The sequence below is a fragment of the Streptomyces sp. NPDC050842 genome, from assembly GCF_044456565.1.
Taxonomy (GTDB): Bacteria; Actinomycetota; Actinomycetes; order Streptomycetales; family Streptomycetaceae; genus Streptomyces.
Genome location: NZ_JBITGA010000014.1, coordinates 157985 through 178166, shown reverse-complemented (window position 1 = coordinate 178166; position 20182 = coordinate 157985). Strand labels below are relative to the sequence as shown.

Genomic DNA, 20182 nt, shown 5'->3' with positions numbered 1-20182 from the left:
AGACACCTTGTCCGGGTGGCGGAATGGCAGACGCGCTAGCTTGAGGTGCTAGTGCCCTTTATCGGGCGTGGGGGTTCAAGTCCCCCCTCGGACACCACACGGAGTCCCGGTCGAGATCATCTCGACCGGGACTTCTTGCGTGGGTACGCGCGGCACGAGGCGGAGCGGTGAGACGGAGAGCGAAGGCGCCGGCCGCGCCGCTCCCCCAGCGGGACGGGATCGATCCCGTGCGGGTGAGGCTGCCGGAGGATCCCGGCGGGGAGTGGGCGACCGTACGGGAGCATCTGCTCGACCGATACGCGTCGGCCGTGGGGCCCGAGCGGGTCGAGGAGATGCTGCGGCAGGGACGGTTCGTCGGGGTCGACGGACCGGTGACCGGGGACGAGCCGTACACCGTGGGGCGGTACCTGTGGTTCCACCGGGACTTCCCCGCCGAGGTGCCGGTCCCCTTCGACATCGGGATCGTCCACCGGGACGAGCGGATCCTGGTCGTGGACAAGCCGCACTTCCTGGCGACCATGCCCCGGGGACGGCACGTCACGGAGACCGCGATGGCCCGGCTGCGGCGGGAGCTCGGGCTGCCGCGCCTCCAGCCCGCGCACCGGCTGGACCGACTGACGGCGGGGCTCGTGCTGTTCGTCGTACGGGAGGAGGACCGGGGCGCGTACCAGACGCTGTTCCGGGACCGGCTCGTCCACAAGGAGTACGAGGCGGTGGCGCCGCACGACCCGGCGGTGGAGCTGCCGGTGACCGTGCGGAGCCGGATCGAGAAGGAGCGCGGGGTGATGGCCGCCCGGGAGGTGCCGGGCGAGCCGAACAGCGAGAGCCGGATCGAGCTCCTCCGGAGCGCCGGAGGGCTCGGGTGGTACCGGCTCGTGCCCGTCACCGGGCGGACACATCAGCTGCGGGTGCACATGAACGCGCTGGGGCTGCCGATCCTGCACGATCCGGTCTATCCGGTCGTACGCGAGGACGGGTCGGAGGACTTCTCGCGGCCGCTTCAACTGCTGGCGCGGACGCTGGAGTTCACCGACCCGTTCACGGGCGTGGCGAGGTCTTTCGAGAGCCGGCTGGCTCTCAGTGGCCCCGGTTGATCCATTCCTGGAGGTGCGGGGCCTCGGCGCCGATCGTCGTCGGGTCGCCGTGGCCGGTCCGTACCACCGTCTCCGGCGGCAGGGTGAGGAGCTTCTCGCGGATCGAGTCGACGATCGTCGGGAAGTCCGAGAAGGACCGGCCCGTCGCGCCGGGGCCGCCCTGGAAGAGGGTGTCCCCCGTGAAGACCGTGCCCAGGTCGGGGGCGTACAGGGAGACCGCTCCCGGCGCGTGGCCCGGGGTGTGCAGGACCACGAGGTCGGTGCCGGCGATGGTGAGGACCTGGCCGTCGGCCAGTTCGCCGTCCGGGGTGTGATCCGGGTGGGTCTGCTTCCACAGCGGCTGGTCGGCGGGGTGGAGCAGGATGCGGGCGCCGGTGGCGGCCGCGAGCGCCGGGGCCGCGTCCACGTGGTCGTTGTGGGCGTGGGTGCAGACGATGGCGCGCAGGGCGCGGCCGTCGAGGGCGGCGAGGATCGCCTCGGCGTCATGGGCGGCGTCGATGACGATGGCCTCGGTGTCGTCGCCGACGATCCAGACATTGTTGTCGACGTCCCAGGTGCCGCCGTCGAGGCGGAAGGTGCCGGAGGTGACGAGGTGGTCGATGCGGGCGCTCATCACAGCACCACCACCGAGCGGAGGACGTCGCCCTCGTGCATGCGGGCGAAGGCCTTCTCGACGTCGCCGAGGCCGATGGTCTCGGTGACGAAGGCGGCGAGATCGATACGGCCCTGCTGGTGCAGGTCGATCAGCATCGGGAAGTCGCGGGAGGGCAGACAGTCCCCGTACCAGGAGGACTTGAGGGCGCCGCCGCGGCCGAAGACGTCGAGGAGGGGCAGTTCGAGCGTCATCTCCGGGGTGGGGACGCCGACGAGGACGACGGTGCCGGCGAGGTCGCGGGCGTAGAAGGCCTGCTTGTACGTCTCGGGGTGGCCGACGGCCTCGATGACGACGTCGGCGCCGAAGCCGCCGGTGAGCTCGCGGATCGCCTCGACGGCGTCGGTGGAGCGGGAGTTGACGGTGTGGGTGGCGCCCATCCCCTTGGCCGTCTCCAGCTTCCGGTCGTCGATGTCGACGGCGATGATCTTCGCGGCTCCGGCGAGGCGTGAGCCGACGATCGCCGCGTCGCCGACGCCGCCGCAGCCGATGACGGCGACGGTGTCGCCGCGGCCGACGTTCCCCGTGTTGATGGCGGCGCCGATGCCGGCCATGACGCCGCAGCCGAGGAGGCCCGCGACCTCGGGGGCGACGGCGGGGTCGACCTTGGTGCACTGGCCCGAGGCGACGAGGGTCTTCTCGGCGAAGGCGCCGATGCCGAGGGCCGGGGAGAGCTCCGTGCCGTCGAGCAGGGTCATCTTCTGCTTGGCGTTGTGGGTGGCGAAGCAGTACCAGGGGCGGCCTCGCCGGCAGGCGCGGCACTGGCCGCACACCGCGCGCCAGTTGAGGATCACGTAGTCGCCGGGCTCGACGTCGGTGACGCCCTCGCCGACCGACTCGACGATTCCGGCGGCCTCGTGGCCGAGGAGGAAGGGGAACTCGTCGTTGATGGCGCCCTGCTTGTAGTGCAGATCGGTGTGGCAGACACCGCACGCCTGGATCTTCACGACGGCCTCGCCGGGGCCGGGATCGGGGATCACGATCGTCTCGACCCGTACCGGTTCGTTCCTGCCGGGGGCGATGACCCCCTGGACGTGCTGCGGCATCGCGAACTTCCCTTCCTCCGACCGGATCTTGTAAGGCTCTTGCGTACCACTATCTCCTGACAAAAGGCGAGTCCCCCGCAGGCGGTGCCTGCGGGGGACTCGCCCGTTCCCGTGGGGGGAGGTCAGTCCTGGGTCGTCGCGGCGGTCGTACGGACCCGGCGGCGGACCAGGAACCAGCCGCCGACGAGCGCGGCCGCGATGAGCGGCAGGCAGTTCACGGTGGTCCGGCTGATGCCCTCGTCCATCCACATCAGGACAAGGACGGAGGCGAGGAAGCCCAGGGTCACGATCTGGGTGTACGGGGCCCAGGGGAGGTTGTAGCCGGGGCGGGTCAGCTTGCCCTGCTGGGCGCTGCGCCAGAAGAGCAGCGAGCAGACCATGATCATGGCCCAGGTGCCGATGATGCCGATCGAGGCGAAGTTGAGGACCAGCTCGAAGGCCTCGCCGGGCATCACGTAGTTGAGCGCGACACCCATGACGCCGAAGGCCGCGGTGAGCAGGATGCCGCCGTAGGGGACGCCGCCCTTGTTCATGACGCCGGTGAACTTGGGCGCGGAGCCGGACAGCGACATGGAGCGCAGGATGCGGCCGGTGGAGTAGAGGCCCGAGTTGAGGCTGGAGAGGGCGGCGGTGAGGACGACGAGGTTCATGACGCCCGCGGCGCCGGGGATGCCCAGCTTGTCGAAGACGGTGACGAAGGGGCTCTGGTCGCCGGAGTACGCGGTGTACGGGAGGATCAGCGCGAGCAGGACGACGGAGCCGACGTAGAAGAGGCCCACGCGCCACATGATCGAGTTGATCGCCTTCGGCATGATCTTCTCGGGGTTCTCGGTCTCGCCCGCGGCGACGCCGCACAGCTCGACGGAGGCGTAGGCGAAGACGACGCCCTGGATGAGCAGCAGCATCGGCATCATGCCGTTGGGGAAGATGCCGCCGTTGTCGGTGATGTTGCCGAGGCCCGGGGTGTGGCCGCCGACCTCGTGCGAGGTCACGACGAGGTAGATGCCGATCAGCATGAAGGCGACGAGGGCGCCGACCTTGATGATCGCGAACCAGAACTCCATCTCGCCGAAGTACTTCACGGAGATGAGGTTGGCGGCGAGGACGACCGCGAGCGCGATCAGGGCGAGGACCCACTGGGGGACGTCGCTGAACATCGCCCAGAAGTGGGCGTAGGTCGCGGCCGCGGTGATGTCGGCGACGGCGGTGGTCGACCAGTTGAGGAAGTACAGCCAGCCGGCCGTGTAGGCGCCCTTCTCGCCCATGAACTCACGGGCGTAGGAGACGAAGGCGCCGGACGAGGGGCGGTAGAGGACCAGCTCGCCGAGGGCCCGCACCACGAAGAAGGCGAAGACGCCGCAGACGGCGTAGGCGATGAAGAGGGAGGGGCCCGCCTGGGACATCCGGCCGCCGGCGCCCAGGAAGAGGCCGGTGCCGATGGCGCCGCCGATGGCGATCATGTTGATGTGCCGGGACTTGAGGTCCTTGCGGTATCCGGCGTCGCCTGCGTCGACGTGGGGGGTGGCGGCCGGGCTCGCCGGAGCGGCGGACAGCGGCTCGGCCGCGGTGACGCGGTCACTCATGGAGTTGTTCGCCTTCGTGAGGGGGGGTCGTGCGGTACCCGGCCGTGCCTCGTGGGGGTCTCCCCGGCACGGCCAGCGCACATCCTCACGGCAAGAAGCGCCTGGTGACTGTGGCGCATGTCACTGAACGCCCATATTTGAGCTAGTTCAGAGCTTGACGGCGGACTTTGCGCCCCTACGGGGCGAGGACGTCGAGTTCCTGGAGGGCGCCGACCGCGATCTGGCGGGTGAGCTCCTCGGCGCGGGTCGCGTCCCGTTCCCGTACCGCCTCGGCGACCTGGACGTGGAGGGTGACGGCGGCCGGGTCGGGATCCTCGAACATCACGTGGTGGTGGGTGCGGCCGGTGAGGACCTCGGCGACGACGTCGCCGAGGCGGGCGAACATCTCGTTCCCCGAGGCGTTGAGGACGACTCGGTGGAAGGCGATGTCGTGGACGAGGTACTCCTCCAGGCGGCGGCCGCGCGAGGTGGCGACCATGCCGAGGGCCTGCTCGGTGAGTTCTCGGCACTGCTCGGGGGTGGCGTGCAGGGCGGCGAGGCCCGCGGCGACGGGTTCGACGGCCGAGCGCAGCACGGTGAGGGAGCGGAGCTGACGGGGCCGGTCGGCGCCGGCGAGCCGCCAGCGGATGACCTGGGGGTCGTACACGTTCCAGCTCGCGGTGGGGAGGACGGTCACGCCGACGCGGCGGCGGGACTCGACGAGGTGCATGGACTCCAGGACGCGCACGACCTCGCGGACCACGGTCCGGGAGACGTCGAAGCGCTGGGCGAGCTCGTCGGTGCGCAGCACGGTGCCCGGCGGGTACTCCCCCGCGGTGATCGCGAGACCCAGGGTGGCGAGGACGTGCGAATGAAGCCCCTGGGCCGGTGTCGTCATGGTCGCAAGCCTATGCGGGCGCGCACGGATGATCACCTCGGGAATTAAAAGTACTACTTTTACGTCACAGGCTCTTGAATACGTCGTACCCAATGGGTTTCATGGGCGCGACGGATCGATGTCGAAGAAGACAGCGAGGCACCACCCATGAGCACCACCCCCCACCTCCCGGTAGTCGTCGTGATGGGCGTAGCCGGAACCGGCAAGACCACGATCGGCCCGCTGGTCGCCGAGGCGCTCGCCCTCCCCTACGCGGAGGGCGACGACTTCCATCCGGCGGCGAACGTGGCCAAGATGTCGGCCGGCGTCCCCCTCGACGACTCCGACCGGGAGCCGTGGCTCGACGCCATCGGGGCGTGGGCGCACGGCCGCGCCGGGCTCGGCGGTGTGGTGAGCAGCTCCGCGCTGAAGCGGGTCTACCGGGACCGGCTGCGCGCCGCGGCCCCGGGCGTGGTCTTCCTCCATCTGACCGGAGACCGGGAGCTCATCGAGCGGCGCATGGGCGCCCGCGAGGGCCACTTCATGCCGACGGCGCTCCTCGACTCCCAGTTCGCCACCCTGCAGCCGTTGCAGGAGGACGAGGCCGGCGTCGCCGTCGACGTCACCGGCACCCCCGAAGAAATCGCCGCCCGGGCCGTCGTCGCACTGCGCCGGCTCACCCACTGACTCCCCGAGGACCCCCGTGACCAGTCTCAGCGTCGAGATCCTGGCAGCGGATGCCGCCGAACCCATCACCTCGGCAGGCAACGCCCAGCTCGGTATCGCCGTGCTCGCCGGCATCGCTCTCATCGTCCTGCTCATCACCAAGTTCAAGCTGCACGCGTTCCTGGCGCTGACCATCGGGTCGCTCGCGCTCGGCGCGTTCGCCGGTGCGCCGCTCGCCGCCACCATCAAGTCCTTCACCGCCGGCCTCGGCGCCACCGTCGCCGGTGTCGGCGTGCTGATCGCCCTCGGCGCGATCCTCGGCAAGCTGCTCGCCGACTCGGGCGGCGCCGACCAGATCGTCGACACGATCCTGGCCAAGGCGAGCGGCCGGGCGATGCCCTGGGCGATGGTCCTCATCGCCTCCGTGATCGGCCTGCCGCTCTTCTTCGAGGTCGGCATCGTGCTGCTGATCCCGGTCGTGCTGCTCGTCGCCAAGCGCGGCAACTACTCCCTGATGCGGATCGGCATCCCGGCCCTCGCCGGCCTCTCCGTGATGCACGGGCTCATCCCGCCGCACCCCGGGCCGCTCGTCGCGATCGACGCGCTCGGCGCCAACCTGGGCGTCACGCTCGCGCTCGGTCTCGTCGTCGCCATCCCGACCGTGATCATCGCCGGTCCCGTGTTCTCCCGGTACGCCGCGCGCTGGGTGGACATCCCGGTCCCCGAGAACATGGTGCCGGTCCGTCCCTCCGAGGACCTGGAGAAGCGTCCCGGCTTCGGCGCCACCGTGGCGACCATCCTGCTGCCCGTCGTCCTGATGCTGGTCAAGGCGCTCGTCGACATCGTCGTCGACGACCCGGAGAACGGTGTCCAGAAGGTCACCGACGTCATCGGCTCGCCGCTGATCGCGCTGCTCGCCGCCGTCATAGTCGGCATGTTCACGCTGGGCCGGGCGGCCGGCTTCACCAAGGAGCGGATCTCCTCGACCGTCGAGAAGTCGCTCGCCCCGATCGCGGGCGTGCTGCTGATCGTCGGCGCGGGCGGCGGCTTCAAGCAGACCCTGATCGACATCGGCGTCGGCCAGATGATCCTCGAGTTCTCCGAGAACTGGTCCATCCCGGCCCTGCTGCTCGCCTGGCTGATCGCGGTCGCGATCCGGCTCGCGACCGGGTCCGCGACGGTGGCGACGATCTCGGCGGCGGGGCTCGTGGCTCCGCTGGCGGCGGGCATGGGGACGAGCGAGACGGCGCTGCTCGTGCTGGCGATCGGTGCGGGGTCGCTCTTCTTCAGCCACGTCAACGACGCCGGGTTCTGGCTGGTGAAGGAGTACTTCGGGATGAACGTCGGCCAGACGATCAAGACCTGGTCGGTGATGGAGACGATCATCTCGGTCGTGGGCATCGTCTTCGTGCTGCTGCTGTCGCTGGTGTTGTAGCCCCGGCCTCGGGCGAATGCGACGGCGAGGGCCGGTCGTGGCTGACAGACTGTCGGCCATGACCGGCCCTCACGCGCTCAAGCCCTTCCTGCTCGCCTTTCCCGGATCCCTTCGGGACCAGCTCGTCGCGGCGGTGCTCGCCGGCGAGAAGGTCTCCACCACGGGCCTCCTCGTGGAGTGGCAGGTCGAGAACGAGGAACTGCCCGAGGTGGGCGAGCGCTCGGCGCTCATCGACTCGGACGGCCGCGAGGTCGCGGTCGTGGAGGTGACGGAGGTCCGGGTCCTGCCACTGGGCGAGGTCGACCTGCAGCACGCGCTCGACGAGGGCGAGGGGTACCTGTCGGTGGCGGCGTGGCGGTCGGCCCACGAGGACTTCTGGCACAGCGCGGAGATGCGCGAGGGGTTGGGGGACCCGGGGTTCGTGGTCGACGACGGGACGATGGTGGTGGCGGAGCGGTTCCGGGTGGTGGAGCGGCTTCAGGTGGGGTGAGGGTCGAGTACGGCGAGGAGGCGCTCGGCGAACACGTGGCCGTAGGCCGTCGCCGTCTCGGCCTGGCGCCTGAGCAGGGCGAGGAACTCGGGGTCGTCGCGCCGGACGTCGGCGAGGATCCGCAGGGCGTCGCGCCGGACCTCCGGATCCGGGTCGTGTGCGAGGTGGTCCCGGGCCAGGTCCAGCACCTCGGGCCTGTCGCCGCGGCGCCTGCCGAGTTCACGGAGGGCGCCGCCCCTCACCCGCGCGTGGTCGTCGTCGGCGGCTCGTCCGAGAACGTGCCGTACCGCCTCCGGATCGTCGCTGTACGCGGCCATCAGCAGCTGGCACGCCGTCCATCTGATGAACTCGTCTCCCTCGTGTTCCGCTCGGTGGAGAAGAGCGTCCCGCGCCTCGTCGTTCGGGATGTCGGAGAGGTACTGGAGGGCGTAGATCTGGACGTCGATGCTCGGGTCGCCTGCGACACGCTCCAGGAGCAGGTCCCGCACGCCCGGCTCGCTGATCCTCTCGCGCCGTCCGAGCGCTCCCACGGCAGCGGCCCGGACGTCCTTGTGCTCGTCGTTCCGCATCCGCTCGACGACGAGGTCGAACGACTCCCTGTCCATACCGCCGCGGTCCGCCCGGTCCGCGAGACACCGCAGTGCGGCCGTGCGCACCTGCGGCTCCTCGTGCCCACAGAAGTCGTGGAGCAACGCACGGACGAGCGGATCGTCCGCCCCGACGTACCGCAGGGCACGCACCCCGGCCTGCGTCACCTGCGGGTCCTCGTCGTTCCGCACGCTGTCGAAGAGCAGGTCCCGGACCTCTGGATCGTCCCCCGCGCTCTCTTCCAGCGCGTCCAGGGCCGTTGACCGCAGTCCGGGATCCTCGTCGCCCAGAGCCGTCCTCAGGGCCGCTCTCGCCGCGGCCGGGTCCTCCCGGTTGCCGACGAGCCAGTGGACCGTCCGGGACCGGACGACCGGATCCGGGTCCCTGAGGGCCGCGTCGAGCGCCGTCCGGACCTCGCGGTCGTCCAGGCGTTGGTGGGGAAGGCAGTCGACGGCGGCGGCGCGCACGTCGGCGCTGTCGTCGTGGGCGAGCCGGTCCAGGGCGAGGCGGGTCGTCGTCTCCGCGTCGCCGCGCGGGGTGTGCCGCAGGTCCTCCAGGATCTCTCTCCGTACGGCGGGGCTCTCCTCGTCCCGCAGACGACTCCGCACGCATTCCCGCACGGCCGGGTCGTCGCCGGGACGGCTCCGGAGGTGACGTACCGCGGCGAGCCTCACGACCGGTCGCGGGTGTCCGGTCGCCAGGTCCACGAGGGCTTCGGTCCGGGACACACCCTCGTCGCCGCACAGGAAGAGCATGATGTCCACCGCCAGGTGCTCCGCGCTGTTGACGGGGAGGTACCAAGGGTTTCGCGTCTTCCTGCGGTCGTGCCATTCCCGTTGCCACTCCAGGTACGTGTCGCGTCCTTCCCAGCGTCGCCCCAGGGCGGCGAAGGACGGCCCGAGGGACGCCATGTTCCGACAGGGGAAGAACGAGGTCGTGCCCAGCACCTCGGTGAGGGTGAACAGCCGGATCACCTCCCGCACCATCGCCCTGCTCTGGGGTGCGAGCGTCCCGAGCCGGCGGACTTCGGCCAGGGAACGGGCCACGAAGGCGACCTCGGCGAAGGCCTTGTCTCCCCGCTGTTGCAGAGGGGCACGGATCGGGCGCGGGGCCAGCAGCCGGTCGAGTACGCCCGCCACGAAGCGTTCGTCGAGGGAGCCCACGAGCAGGAGCAGGATCTCGTGCCACGTCGGGTCGTGGACCTTCGTCGCGAAGAGGTTCTGGAGGTCCTCCTCCGACAGGGCCCGCTGGTGGTTGAAGCGGTGGGCCAGGTCCGTCGCCGTGAGGTACTCCAGGAACGTGCGGTGGACGAAGCCGTAGATCTCGCCGCCGAAGCGGCTCAGGATGAAGTTCCGGTGGCGGAACTGGTCCAGCATCACGCGCGCCGCGGTGGCCGCGCGGTCCGGGGGAAGGGCGTAGCGGTCGTTGAGGTACTCCTCGAAGCTCTTGAGGAGGTCGGGGCCCGCGATGTGGTTGCCGGAGATCCCTCCGTGGCCCTCCTGCATCCGGCGGGCGACGAGGCGCAGCAGTTCGCGTTTGTCCTCGGCGGCCAGATACGGGAGGTGTTCCTCGACCTGACGGTCCTTGAGGTACTTGCTCGGGTCCCAGTGCTCGACCAGGACGTCGACCGCGTGCTCGTACACCGTGCGCCGGTCGCGCGGGAGTTCGCGGCGGCGGCCGATGATCGCGAGGATCGTGAGGATCAGGGGGTTGCCCGCGAGTTCGCGGACGGAGGGGGAGGCGTCCACTGCCGCGGTGACGCGTTCGGTCAGTTTCCGGGCCTGGCCGGGGTCTTCGGGGTGCGCGAGGGCGAACCACTGCTCCGCGAAGGCGCCGATCTGCTCCCTGTCGAGGTCCTGGAGCATGAAGTTGGTGAAGCCCGCGCCGTCGAGGACCGTGCGCTGGTAGCCGTACTCACGTGAGGTGACGACGATCCGGGTCCGGGGATGGCGGGCGGCGAAGCCGGCGATGCGGCGGGCGACCGCGTCCCTGACGCCCCGCTCGAAGAGCTCGTCGAGGCCGTCGAAGATCACGAGCGAGCTGTACGGGCCTTCGCCGTCGAGGAACGCGGGCAGCATCTCCGGTGGGAGGCCCAGGCCTTCCGTCGCGTGCTGGTGGGCGAGGAAGTCCTCGAAGCTCCGGTCGCGCCAGGCGGCCTGCGCGTAGCCGCGGAGTTCGACGATCAGCGGGAGGCGGCCGTGCAGAGCTTCGACTCCCGGTTGCGGTTCGGGGGCCGTGAGGGCCAGTGTCAGGTAGCGGGCCAGGGTCGATTTGCCCGCGCCCGGGTGGCCGAGGATGACGACGCGGTCGTGTTCGGGGGCGGTCAGCACGTCGAGGACGTCCTGCGGCGGGCGCTCCCGGTAGGCGCGGCGGACGCGTTCGACCGTCTCCCGGTCGATGCCGGGCGGCAGGTCCAGGAGCTCCGCCTCGGCCGGGTCCATCAGACGGCGTAGGAGTTCCTGCGGCAGCTCGACGGGCGGCGGGTCGGCCCGTACGGACTGGGGGACGAAGACGTCGCGGAGGTGGACGACGGGGTGATCGCCCTGTTCCCGGAGCGGGGTGAGGACTTCGAGGTCCAGGCGGCCGTAGCGCTGGCGTACGCGGGTGGCGTACTGCGCTCGGGCCGTCTCGATCTCCGGCGCCCCCGCCGGAGCCGGCTCGTGTGCGGCGACGACCGTGACGTCTCCTTGGACGCCTTGGACGAGGGTGATGGGGCCCTGGGTCGTTGCTCCCGCCGCCGACTGGGTGGCCGGCCGAGCTGTCTTCCAGCGGCTGAAGAACCGCCTCACGGCGTCGGCCTCGGCGGCTCGATGCGTAGCGAGCCGTCCACCCCGTCGATCTGGTGCACGTCCCCCGCCGTACGGGTCCCGTGGGCGGACTGCGTTCCGCCGCCCTGACCCTCCGCCGGTGGGGTGGCGGCCGGGGCGCTCCCCGTACCGCCTCCCGCCGTGATGACCACGTCACCCGTGACGTTCCGGATCTGGTGCAGCGAGCCGCCGGTGACGGCGTGGTCCGCCGTCTGGGCGGCGCCCCGGGTGGCGAAGCCGCCGAGGGCCAGGGCAAAGCCCGCCACCGTGAAGAACAGGCTGAGGACGCTGCTCCACTTGTCGGCCGCGTCCAGGCCCTGGAGGACGAGGAAGGCCGCCAGGCCTCCGAGGGCCAGGATCGCGCCAACGGCCGTGAGCAGTACGCTTTTTGTCACCCTGTCATCTTGCCCCGGCGGCGGGCCCGTCGTCAGCCGACCGCTCGTGCCGCCGCCCTTCCCGCCGCCCTGCCCGAGAAGATGCAGCCGCCGAGGAACGTGCCTTCGAGGGAGCGGTAGCCGTGGACTCCGCCGCCGCCGAAGCCGGCGGCCTCGCCCGCCGCGTACACGCCCTCCAGGGGCTCGCCGCTCTCCGTGAGGACGCGGGAGGAGAGGTCCGTCTCCAGGCCGCCGAGGGACTTGCGGGTGAGGATGTTGAGGCGGACGGCGATCAGCGGGCCGGCCTTGGGGTCGAGGATGCGGTGCGGGGCGGCCGTGCGGATGAGCTTGTCGCCCAGGTACTTGCGGGCGCCGCGGATCGCCGTGACCTGGAGGTCCTTGGTGAAGGGGTTGGCGATCTCGCGGTCGCGGGCGGTGATCTCGCGGCGGAGGGCGTCCTCGTCGATGAGCGGTTCGTCGGTGAGCGCGTTCATGCCGCGGACGAGGGCGGAGAGGTCGTTCTCGACGACGAAGTCGGCGCCCTTGTCCATGAAGGCCTGGACGGGTCCCGGGACGTCGGCGCGGGCGCGGCCGATGACGTCGCGGATCGACTTGCCGGTCAGGTCGGGGTTCTGTTCGGAGCCGGAGAGGGCGAACTCCTTGCCGATGATCCGCTTGTCGAGGACGAACCAGGTGTGGTCGTGGCCGGTCCGCATGATGTGTTCGAGCGTGCCGAGGGTGTCGAAGCCGGGGAAGAGGGGGACGGGCAGGCGCTTGCCGGTCGCGTCCAGCCAGAGGGAGGACGGTCCGGGCAGGACGCGGATGCCGTGCCGGGCCCAGATCGGGTTCCAGTTCTCGATGCCCTCGGTGTAGTGCCACATCCGGTCGCGGTTGATGTGGTGGGCGCCGGCCTTCTCGGCGATGCCGAGCATGAGGCCGTCGACGTGGGCGGGGACGCCGGAGAGCATGCGGGTGGGCGGGGTGCCGAGCCGGGCGGGCCACTGTGCGCGGACCAGGTCGTGGTTGCCGCCGATGCCGCCCGAGGTGACGATCACCGCCTGGGCGCGGAGCTCGAAGGTGCCGGTGGACGTGCGGGTGCTGGCCGTGCCCCGGGCGGCGGTGGAGGGTTCCAGGATCTCGCCGGTGACGGTGTCGACGGCTCCGGCGGTGCGGCCGAGGGCGGTGACGCGGTGGCGGAAGCGGAGCTGGACGAGGCCGCGGGCGACGCCCTCGCGGACCCGCTGCTCGAAGGGGGCGACGAGGCCCGGGCCCGTACCCCAGGTGATGTGGAAGCGGGGGACCGAGTTGCCGTGGCCGTTGGCGTCGTAGCCGCCGCGCTCGGCCCAGCCGACGACGGGGAAGAACCGCACCCCGCGCGCGTGGAGCCAGGAGCGCTTCTCGCCGGCGGCGAAGTCCACGTACGCCTCGGCCCATTCCCGCGGCCACCGGTCCTCGGTCCGGTCGAAGCCGGCGGTGCCGTACCAGTCCTGGAGGGCGAGGGCGTGGCTGTCCTTGACGCGCATCCGGCGCTGTTCGGGCGAGTCGACGAGGAAGAGACCGCCGAAGGACCAGTGGGCCTGGCCGCCGAGGGACTGTTCGGGCTCCTGGTCGAGGAGGATCACGGTGCGGCCGGCTTCGACCAGCTCGGCGGTGGCGACGAGCCCGGCGAGGCCGGCCCCGATCACGATCACATCAGCGTCGTAGGACATGGATCGCATCTTGGATACACGGATGTATCGAGTCAACCGTTTCGCCGGTGCCGTCTCCCTCTTCCCGCCACTCCCGTTTTCTAATGTCGAGCATTAATATGTTCGTATGGCGAGAACGTCGGGACCCGAGACCCGGGACAAACTGATCCGCGCGGCGGAGGAGCTCTTCGCCGCCCAAGGCGTCCACGGCGCGCAGCTGCGGGACGTCGTGGCCCTGGCCGGACAGGCGAACCCCTCCGCGGTGCAGTACCACTTCGGCTCGCGCGCCGGGCTCCTCGACGCGGTCATGGCCGGTCGCCAGGCCCGTACCCGCCAGGTGCTCGCGCCGCTGCTCGACGCGGCCGCCGACGACCTGAAGGAGCTCGTCGCCGCCCTCGTCACGGCCGAGGCGAGCGAGCTGCGCACCGACCGGGGCCGCCGCTGCCTGCGGATCTCCGCACAGCTCAGCCATGAGAGCGGGATCCGCACCCGCACCCCGCACCCCACGCTCGAGGGCACCGTCTACTGGCACCTCATCGAGCGGATGGCGGACCGGCTCGCCGCCTCCGGGCTGCCCGAGCCCCTGCTCCTGGAGCGCCTCGACCTGGCGCTGACCGTGGTGGGCGCGGCCATGGCGGACCGGGCCCGCCAGTACCTCGACGGCACCGAGCCCCTCACCGGCGAGGCGCTCTTCCTCGCCGACCTGGTCGAGACGACCACCGCGCTTCTCCGGGCCGCACAGCCCCGGAGCGTCTGAAGCCGTAACCGCGTATCCGAAGACCCTGAAGGGACCCCCTCATGAACGACCTCACCGGCAAGACCGTGCTCATCACCGGCGGCGCCCGCGGCCTGGGCGCCGAGGCCGCCCGGCAGGCCGTGGCCGCCGGCGCCGACGTCGTCGTCACCGACGTCCTGGACGAGGACGGCAAGGCGACCGCCGAGGCGCTCGGCGACCGGGCGCGCTTCTTCCACCACGACGTGACCTCCGAGGAGGGCTGGGCGGCGGCCGTCGCGTACGCCGTGGCGGAGTTCGGCGGGCTGCACGGCCTGGTGAACAACGCGGGCATCTCCACCGGCGCCTTCCTGGAGACGGAGTCCGTCGAGCACTTCCGCAAGGTCCTCGACATCAACCTGACCGGCGTCTTCATCGGCATGAAGGCCGCCATCCCCGCGATGAAGGAGGCGGGCGGCGGCTCGATCGTCAACATCTCCTCCGCCGCCGGCCTGATGGGCCTGGCCCTGACCGCCGGCTACGGCGCCTCCAAGTGGGGAGTGCGCGGGCTGACGAAGATCGGTGCGGTGGAGCTCGGCACGGCGAAGATCCGCGTCAACTCCGTCCACCCGGGCATGACGTACACCCCGATGACGGCCTCGGTCGGCATCGAGCGCGGTGAGGGCAAGTACCCGAACACGCCGATGGGCCGGGTCGGCGAGGCCGACGAGATCGCGGGCGCGGTCGTCTTCCTGCTCTCGGACGCCGCCTCGTACGTGACGGGAGCGGAGCTCGCGGTGGACGGCGGCTGGACCACCGGTCCGACGGTCAAGTACGTCATGGGGCAGTGACCACGGAGCACTGATTGGATGGCGGTCATGCATGCCGCTGAAGAGATTCACGATGTCGTCGACGAGCACGACCGGGTGATCGGCCGGGCCCCGCGCGGTGAGGTGTACGCGCGGGGCCTGATCCATCGCTGCGTCTTCGTCCGGGTCCGGGACGCCGAGGGCCGGACCTTCGTCCATCGCAGGACGCCGGACAAACTGCTCTTCCCCTCCCAGTACGACATGTTCGTCGGCGGGGTCGTCGGGGCGGGCGAGTCCTACGACGAGGCCGCCCTCCGCGAGGCCGAGGAGGAGCTGGGGGTCACCGGGCTGCCGAGGCCCGAGCCGGTGCTGAAGTTCCTGTACGACTCCGGGGGCGTGGCCGGGAAGTGGTGGTCGGCGGTCTACGAGGTCCGGTGCGAGCTGCCGGTGGACCCGCAGGTGGAGGAGGTCGCCTGGCACGGCTTCCTGACGGACGAGGAGCTGACCGCGCGGCTCGGCGACGGGGCCTGGGAGTGGGTGCCCGACGGCATGGCCGCGTACGAGCGGCTGCGGGCGCTCGGCAGGGGGTGACGGGGTAACAAGACTGCCCTTGGGTGCCGGGCAGGGGGAACACGCGGCCGTTAGGGTGCACGTGTGAGCGATTTCGTGCAGAGCCTGCGGCTGTGGTTCGCGCCGCAGCGAATCCGGGACGAGGGGGAGACGCCGGACTACCGCTTCTCCCTGGCCAACGAGCGGACCTTCCTGGCCTGGATCCGGACCGCTCTCGCCCTGGTCGGCGGCGGTTTCGCCGTCGACCAGTTCCTGCCGGACCTGCGCTGGGGCGTACGGGTCGGGCTCGCGCTCGCGCTGCTCGCGGCCGGCGTGCTGTGCGCGCTGCGGGCGGTCAACCACTGGGTGCGCTGCGAGCGGGCGATGCGGCGCGGCGAGGACCTGCCGGCGTCCCGGTTCCCCGCGGTGCTGAGCCTCGCGGTGGCCGTGGTGGCGCTCGCGATGGTGGTGGTCGTGGTCTTCGGCTGGACGGGGCGGTGACGGAGTCCCGTGGCGAGGGGGCGGCCCCCGACCCGGAGCCCCGTGGCGAGGGGGCGGCCCCCGACCCGGAGCCCCGTGGCGAAGGGACGGCCCCCGACCCGGAGGTCCGCGACCCCGGGCTCCAGCCGGAGCGGACGCGGCTCGCGTGGCGGCGTACGACGCTGTCGTGGACGGTCGTGGGGGTCCTCGCGGTCAAGCTGGCCCTCCAGGAGGACACCACGACGACCGGCCTTGCCGCGCTCGCGCTGTCGGCGCTGGTCTGGATCGGCTTCCTGGCCGTCGCCCACCGCCGGATCCGCTCCTTGAGCACCGCCCGGCCGCGCCCGCTCTCCCACCGGGGCGCGCTGCTCGCGGCGGGGTGCACGATCGCGCTGGCCGTCTTCGGGGCCGCGCTGATCTGGTGACCCGGGGGCTCGCCATGGCTCCGGATCGTACGGATCGGGAGGAATGGGGCGTACGGGACTAGCCTGGAAGGGTCAGCCGCCACCTCCACAGAGGCCACGCCATGACCGTCCTCCACCACGAACACGCCACCCACGCGCACTCCCACAGTCCGTCGTGCGGGCACACCTCCGTCACGCACGGAGACCATGTCGACTACGCCCACAACGGCCACCTGCACCGCGAGCACGCCGGGCACTGGGACGAGTGCGACACGACCCTGCACGTCGCGCACACCCACCCGGATCACACGCACGGGCCGGACTGCGGACACACCGCCGTCGCGCACGGCGACCACCTCGACTACGCGCACGACGGGCACCGGCACGCCGCGCACGGCAACCACTGGGACGACCACTGACACCGCCCCCGACCTGGCCCGACTTCCCCCGGCCCCGGCCAACTGGCACTCTTCCCCTGTCCAGTTGAGCTCTCAGCCGGGGGAATCCCTTTGTCTGCCACCGATCCCTACGTGGTCGCGCTCGCGCCGAACGTCCACGCCTTCGTCCAGCCCGACGGCGGCTGGTGCCTGAACAACGCCGGCTTCCTCGGCGACGCGGGCGAGTCCCTCCTCGTCGACACCGCGGCCACCGAACGGCGGGCCCGGCTGCTGCGCGAGGCGGTCCTCGCGGAGGGGCTGCCGCTGCCCCGGACCATCGTGACCACGCACCACCACGGCGACCACACCTACGGCAACGGGGTGTTCCGGCCGGAGGCGCGGATCGTCGGCCACGAGAACTGCCGGACCGAACAGCTCGCCGCCGGGCACCAGCTCCATCTGCTGTGGCCGCAGACCGACTTCGGGCGGGTCGACATCCTGCCGCCGTCCGTCACGTACCGCGAGCGGCTCACGCTGTACGTCGGCGACATCGAGGTGCGGGTGATCCACCCGGGTCCCGCGCACACGACCGGCGACTCGATCGTGCACCTCCCGGAGCAGGGCGTCGTCTTCACCGGCGACCTCGTCTTCCACGGCGGGACGCCCTTCCTGCCGATGGGGTCGCTCGCCGGGTCGCTGCGCGCGCTCGACCTGCTGCGCTCGCTGGACACGCCGACGGTGGTGCCGGGGCACGGGCGGGTGACCGACCCCTCGGCGTACGACACGACGGAGCGGTACCTGCTCTGGGTGCGGGAGCTGGCCGCCGAGGGGTACGCGAAGGGGATGACGCCGCTGGAGACGGCGCGGGGCGCGGAGCTCGGGGAGTTCGCCGCGTGGCAGGAGAGCGAGCGGCTCGTCGCGAACCTGCACCGGGCGTACGCGGAGCTGGACGGCCTGCCGGAGGGGTCACCGCTGGATCCCGCGGCGGTCTTCGGCGACATGGCGGCCATGAACGGAGGGGTGCCGGTGGCCTGCCACGCGTGACGCGGCGCGACTCCCCCGGGCCTCGGGGCGCGGGACCCGGTCTCACCAGCGCGGGACCGAGGGCGTGCGCCAGGCCGGGTCCGCGACCCTCATCGCCGCCTCGTCGTCGCGGTCCCGCAGGGTGCCGTCGTCGTCGAGCCAGCGGCGGTGCAGGGCGGCCAGCGCGGTCCGGTCGAGCTCGACGCCGAGGCCGGGCGCGTCGGAGACCGCGAGCCGGCCGGCGCGGAAGACGGGCCGGGGCGTGACGACGTCCTCGGTCTGCCAGGGGTAGTGGGTGTCGCAGGCGTGGTCGAGCCCCGGCAGCGCGGCGGCGACCTGGGTCATGGCGGCCAGGCTGATGCCCAGATGGGTGTTGGAGTGCATGGAGAGCCCGACGCCGTACGTGCGGCAGAGCGCGGCCAGTTCGCGGGTCCGGTGGAGCCCGCCCCAGTAGTGGTGGTCGCAGAGGACGATCCGTACCGCCGCCTTCGCGAAGGCCTCCGGGACCTCCTCGAAGGTGGTCACGCACATGTTGGTCGCGAGCGGCACGTCCGTGCGGGCGGCGATCTCGGCCATGGCGCCGGTGCCGCTCGCCGGGTCCTCCAGGTACTCCAGGACGTCCTCGAGCTCGCGCGCGACGGCCAGCGAGGTCTCCACCGACCAGGCGCCGTTGGGGTCGAGGCGGAGCGGGCGGCCCGGGAACGCCTCGGCGAGCGCGCGGATCGCGGCGATCTCCCGCTCGGGCGCGAACACCCCGCCCTTGAGCTTGAAGGAGCGGAAGCCGTGGAGGCGGTCGAAGCGGCGGGCCTGGGCGACGATCCCGGCGGGGTCGAGGGCCGCGCCCCAGTCGTCCGTGGGAGCGGCGCCCGGGTGGGCGGCCCAGCGGTAGAAGAGATAGGCGCTGTACTCGACGGTGTCGCGGACCTTGCCGCCGAGCAGGGCGTGGACGGGCAGGCCGAGACTCTTGCCGAGGGCGTCGAGGCAGGCGGTCTCGAAGGCGGAGACGACGGAGAGGCGGAGCTTGTCGGCGGTCCTGACGCCGCGCAGGCCACCCGCGTCGACGCTCGTGTCGGCGCTCGTGTCGGCGTCTCTGTCGGCGTCCGTGTCGGCGTCCGCGCCGCCACCCTCGGCCGCGGATGCCGCCAGCGCGAAGAGCGAGTTCACATCCGTGACCGCACGACCCGGTAGAGCCTCGGCGAGCGGCCGGGCGAGTTCCAGGTACACACCGTCGCCATAGGTCTCCCCGACGCCGCTCACCCCGCCCCTGGTGATCACTTCCACCACGAGCCGGGGCGTGAAGGGCTGGTGGACGCCCTGGACATTGAGGAGGGGCGGGTCGGAGATGAGGATCGGGGTCAGCCGGACTTCGTCGACGAGCAGCATCTTCGCATCCATATGTGAACCCTATTCAGGGATGGGATCGAGAGCCAGAGGGCGGTACGGGGTTTCCCGGCCTCCCTCTGGACGACATACCGACTGGTCGGTCATCATGAACGCCGACCGAAGCCGATCCGGAGGTACGCACCATGAGTTCCGCCCCGCCACCAGGTCTCGACCCCGAGCAGCTGCGCCGGTTCCTCGACCGCGAGCGGCCCGGTCTGGTGTCCGGCCCCCTCGAAGCCCGGCTGATCGAGGGCGGCCGGTCGAACCTGACGTACCTCGTGACCGACGGCACCGGCCGCTGGGTCGTCCGGCGGCCGCCGCTCGGACACGTCCTCGCCACCGCGCACGACATGCGGCGCGAGCACCGCGTCATCAGCGCGCTGCACACGACGGACGTGCCCGTCCCCGGGACGCTGCTGCTCTGCGAGGACGACTCCGTCCTCGGGGCGCCCTTCTACGTCATGGAGTTCGTCGAGGGCACGCCGTACCGCTCGGCCCAGGAGCTCGCGCCGCTCGGCCCCGAGCGCACCCGCGCCGCCGTCCTCGGCCTGGTCGACACGCTCGTCGACCTGCACGCCGTCGACCCGGCGGCCGTCGGCCTCGGCGACTTCGGCCGCCCCGAGGGCTTCCTCGACCGGCAGTTGCGCCGCTGGGGCAAGCAGCTCGACGCCTCGCGCGGCCGGGACCTCGCGGGGATCGACGAGCTGCACGCCGCTCTCGGCCGCTCGCTTCCCGGGTCGCCGCCGCCCACCGTGATCCACGGCGACTACCGGCTCGACAATGTCCTCATCGGCGACGACGACCGCATCCGGGCCGTCCTGGACTGGGAGATGTCCACCCTCGGCGACCCGCTCACCGACCTCGGCCTGCTCGTCATGTACAGCACGCCGCTCGACCTGCCGGACTCCCCCATCTCCACGACGGCCACGGCCCCCGGGCATCCGAGCGCCGCCGAGCTGGTCGAGCGCTACGCGGCCCGCTCCGGCCGCGACACCTCCGCCCTCGCCTGGTACACGGCGTTCGCCTGGTTCAAGCTCGCCGTGATCCTGGAGGGCATCCACTACCGCTGGACCCTCGGGCAGACGGTCGGCGCCGGCTTCGACCGCATCGGCGAACTCGTCCCCGTCTTCATCGAGCACGGCCTCACCACCCTTCAGGAAGGCTGA

Annotated in this window: 19 protein-coding genes, 1 tRNA gene and 1 pseudogene; 13 read left to right on the top strand and 8 right to left on the bottom strand. The window is 71.6% G+C overall.

The annotated features are described in order from the left end of the window. Window positions 1-9 precede the first annotated feature (9 nt). Window positions 10-97 (top strand) — tRNA-Leu (locus ACIBG6_RS36125). Window positions 98-167: 70 nt separating this feature from the next. Further along, the gene (locus ACIBG6_RS36120) at window positions 168-1094 is read left to right on the top strand and encodes a pseudouridine synthase (protein WP_399226977.1); all 927 of its coding nucleotides are present in this window, start codon (window positions 168-170) and stop codon (window positions 1092-1094) included. Here the strand turns inward: ACIBG6_RS36120 and ACIBG6_RS36115 are convergent. The 4 genes from ACIBG6_RS36115 to ACIBG6_RS36100 all read right to left on the bottom strand — a co-directional run bounded on the left by ACIBG6_RS36115 (window position 1078) and on the right by ACIBG6_RS36100 (window position 5252). Then, entirely contained in the window at window positions 1078-1707 is a 630-nt protein-coding gene (locus ACIBG6_RS36115) for an MBL fold metallo-hydrolase (RefSeq protein WP_399226976.1), read from the bottom strand. The genes ACIBG6_RS36120 and ACIBG6_RS36115 overlap by 17 nt on opposite strands. Continuing rightward, window positions 1707-2792 (bottom strand): S-(hydroxymethyl)mycothiol dehydrogenase, encoded by a 1086-nt coding sequence (locus ACIBG6_RS36110; RefSeq protein ID WP_399226975.1) that lies wholly within the window; start codon window positions 2790-2792, stop codon window positions 1707-1709. The genes ACIBG6_RS36115 and ACIBG6_RS36110 overlap by 1 nt, the downstream gene beginning before the upstream one ends. A 122-nt stretch (window positions 2793-2914) precedes the next feature. Further along, window positions 2915-4375 (bottom strand): amino acid permease, encoded by a 1461-nt coding sequence (locus ACIBG6_RS36105; protein ID WP_399226974.1) that lies wholly within the window; start codon window positions 4373-4375, stop codon window positions 2915-2917. Between the two features lie 175 nt (window positions 4376-4550). Beyond that, window positions 4551-5252 (bottom strand): FCD domain-containing protein, encoded by a 702-nt coding sequence (locus tag ACIBG6_RS36100; protein ID WP_329624370.1) that lies wholly within the window; start codon window positions 5250-5252, stop codon window positions 4551-4553. A gap of 147 nt (window positions 5253-5399) precedes the next feature. Here ACIBG6_RS36100 and ACIBG6_RS36095 point away from each other — a divergent pair, with 147 nt between their 5' ends. The 3 genes from ACIBG6_RS36095 to ACIBG6_RS36085 are packed head-to-tail and all read left to right on the top strand — an operon-like array spanning window position 5400 to window position 7822. Continuing rightward, window positions 5400-5918 carry a gluconokinase gene (locus ACIBG6_RS36095; RefSeq protein ID WP_399226973.1) on the top strand — a complete coding sequence of 173 codons (519 nt, stop codon included), beginning with the start codon at window positions 5400-5402 and terminating at the stop codon, window positions 5916-5918. Window positions 5919-5934: 16 nt separating this feature from the next. Then, entirely contained in the window at window positions 5935-7332 is a 1398-nt protein-coding gene (locus ACIBG6_RS36090; protein ID WP_399226971.1) for a gluconate:H+ symporter, read from the top strand. 58 nt (window positions 7333-7390) lie between these two features. Further along, on the top strand, window positions 7391-7822 hold the full coding sequence (locus ACIBG6_RS36085) for an ASCH domain-containing protein (RefSeq protein WP_399226970.1): 432 nt from the start codon (window positions 7391-7393) through the stop codon (window positions 7820-7822). On the opposite strand, the gene ACIBG6_RS36080 is transcribed toward ACIBG6_RS36085, so the two are convergent. From ACIBG6_RS36080 to ACIBG6_RS36070, 3 genes are read right to left on the bottom strand one after another with little or no spacing between them, the layout of a single operon-like run. Next, on the bottom strand, window positions 7810-11199 hold the full coding sequence (locus ACIBG6_RS36080; RefSeq protein WP_399226969.1) for a HEAT repeat domain-containing protein: 3390 nt from the start codon (window positions 11197-11199) through the stop codon (window positions 7810-7812). The two genes, ACIBG6_RS36085 and ACIBG6_RS36080, sit on opposite strands and share 13 nt — an antisense overlap. Beyond that, the gene (locus tag ACIBG6_RS36075) at window positions 11196-11612 is read right to left on the bottom strand and encodes a hypothetical protein (protein ID WP_399226968.1); all 417 of its coding nucleotides are present in this window, start codon (window positions 11610-11612) and stop codon (window positions 11196-11198) included. Before ACIBG6_RS36075 ends, ACIBG6_RS36080 begins: the two co-directional genes overlap by 4 nt. 32 nt (window positions 11613-11644) lie before the next feature. Continuing rightward, on the bottom strand, window positions 11645-13300 hold the full coding sequence (locus tag ACIBG6_RS36070; RefSeq protein ID WP_399226967.1) for an FAD-binding dehydrogenase: 1656 nt from the start codon (window positions 13298-13300) through the stop codon (window positions 11645-11647). A 106-nt stretch (window positions 13301-13406) separates the two neighbouring features. Here ACIBG6_RS36070 and ACIBG6_RS36065 point away from each other — a divergent pair, with 106 nt between their 5' ends. The 7 genes and pseudogenes from ACIBG6_RS36065 to ACIBG6_RS36035 all read left to right on the top strand — a co-directional run bounded on the left by ACIBG6_RS36065 (window position 13407) and on the right by ACIBG6_RS36035 (window position 17654). Continuing rightward, the gene (locus ACIBG6_RS36065; protein ID WP_399226966.1) at window positions 13407-14036 is read left to right on the top strand and encodes a TetR/AcrR family transcriptional regulator; all 630 of its coding nucleotides are present in this window, start codon (window positions 13407-13409) and stop codon (window positions 14034-14036) included. A 41-nt stretch (window positions 14037-14077) separates the two neighbouring features. Beyond that, the gene (locus ACIBG6_RS36060; RefSeq protein WP_399226965.1) at window positions 14078-14842 is read left to right on the top strand and encodes a glucose 1-dehydrogenase; all 765 of its coding nucleotides are present in this window, start codon (window positions 14078-14080) and stop codon (window positions 14840-14842) included. 27 nt (window positions 14843-14869) lie between these two features. After that, on the top strand, window positions 14870-15391 hold the full coding sequence (locus ACIBG6_RS36055; RefSeq protein WP_399226964.1) for an NUDIX domain-containing protein: 522 nt from the start codon (window positions 14870-14872) through the stop codon (window positions 15389-15391). Window positions 15392-15454: 63 nt separating this feature from the next. Then, entirely contained in the window at window positions 15455-15850 is a 396-nt protein-coding gene (locus tag ACIBG6_RS36050; protein ID WP_024761968.1) for a YidH family protein, read from the top strand. A gap of 101 nt (window positions 15851-15951) precedes the next feature. Beyond that, a pseudogene (locus tag ACIBG6_RS36045) lies at window positions 15952-16254 on the top strand (DUF202 domain-containing protein); the annotation flags it as partial. Window positions 16255-16355: 101 nt separating this feature from the next. Further along, complete coding sequence (locus tag ACIBG6_RS36040) at window positions 16356-16652, top strand: hypothetical protein (RefSeq protein ID WP_399226963.1); 297 nt, start codon at window positions 16356-16358, stop codon at window positions 16650-16652. 90 nt (window positions 16653-16742) lie between these two features. Then, window positions 16743-17654 (top strand): MBL fold metallo-hydrolase, encoded by a 912-nt coding sequence (locus ACIBG6_RS36035; RefSeq protein WP_399226962.1) that lies wholly within the window; start codon window positions 16743-16745, stop codon window positions 17652-17654. A 42-nt stretch (window positions 17655-17696) separates the two neighbouring features. Here the strand turns inward: ACIBG6_RS36035 and ACIBG6_RS36030 are convergent, their stop codons facing one another. Next, the gene (locus ACIBG6_RS36030; protein ID WP_399226961.1) at window positions 17697-19028 is read right to left on the bottom strand and encodes an enolase C-terminal domain-like protein; all 1332 of its coding nucleotides are present in this window, start codon (window positions 19026-19028) and stop codon (window positions 17697-17699) included. A gap of 131 nt (window positions 19029-19159) precedes the next feature. On the opposite strand from ACIBG6_RS36030, the gene ACIBG6_RS36025 reads away from it, so the two are divergent. Continuing rightward, a complete protein-coding gene (locus ACIBG6_RS36025; RefSeq protein ID WP_399226960.1) occupies window positions 19160-20182 on the top strand; it encodes a phosphotransferase family protein in 1023 nt (340 codons plus the stop codon).

Excerpts from the sequence above, each read along its gene's own strand:
- ACIBG6_RS36085 (WP_399226970.1), top strand. The coding sequence starts at position 7,391 with ATGACCGGCCCTCACGCGCTCAAGCCCTTCCTGCTCGCCTTTCCCGGA.
- ACIBG6_RS36100 (WP_329624370.1), bottom strand. The coding sequence starts at position 5,252 with ATGACGACACCGGCCCAGGGGCTTCATTCGCACGTCCTCGCCACCCTG.
- ACIBG6_RS36105 (WP_399226974.1), bottom strand. The coding sequence starts at position 4,375 with ATGAGTGACCGCGTCACCGCGGCCGAGCCGCTGTCCGCCGCTCCGGCG.
- ACIBG6_RS36070 (WP_399226967.1), bottom strand. The coding sequence starts at position 13,300 with ATGTCCTACGACGCTGATGTGATCGTGATCGGGGCCGGCCTCGCCGGG.
- ACIBG6_RS36025 (WP_399226960.1), top strand. The coding sequence starts at position 19,160 with ATGAGTTCCGCCCCGCCACCAGGTCTCGACCCCGAGCAGCTGCGCCGG.
- ACIBG6_RS36055 (WP_399226964.1), top strand. The coding sequence starts at position 14,870 with ATGCATGCCGCTGAAGAGATTCACGATGTCGTCGACGAGCACGACCGG.
- ACIBG6_RS36030 (WP_399226961.1), bottom strand. The coding sequence starts at position 19,028 with ATGGATGCGAAGATGCTGCTCGTCGACGAAGTCCGGCTGACCCCGATC.
- ACIBG6_RS36065 (WP_399226966.1), top strand. The coding sequence starts at position 13,407 with ATGGCGAGAACGTCGGGACCCGAGACCCGGGACAAACTGATCCGCGCG.
- ACIBG6_RS36095 (WP_399226973.1), top strand. The coding sequence starts at position 5,400 with ATGAGCACCACCCCCCACCTCCCGGTAGTCGTCGTGATGGGCGTAGCC.
- ACIBG6_RS36060 (WP_399226965.1), top strand. The coding sequence starts at position 14,078 with ATGAACGACCTCACCGGCAAGACCGTGCTCATCACCGGCGGCGCCCGC.
- ACIBG6_RS36040 (WP_399226963.1), top strand. The coding sequence starts at position 16,356 with ATGACCGTCCTCCACCACGAACACGCCACCCACGCGCACTCCCACAGT.
- ACIBG6_RS36115 (WP_399226976.1), bottom strand. The coding sequence starts at position 1,707 with ATGAGCGCCCGCATCGACCACCTCGTCACCTCCGGCACCTTCCGCCTC.
- ACIBG6_RS36110 (WP_399226975.1), bottom strand. The coding sequence starts at position 2,792 with ATGCCGCAGCACGTCCAGGGGGTCATCGCCCCCGGCAGGAACGAACCG.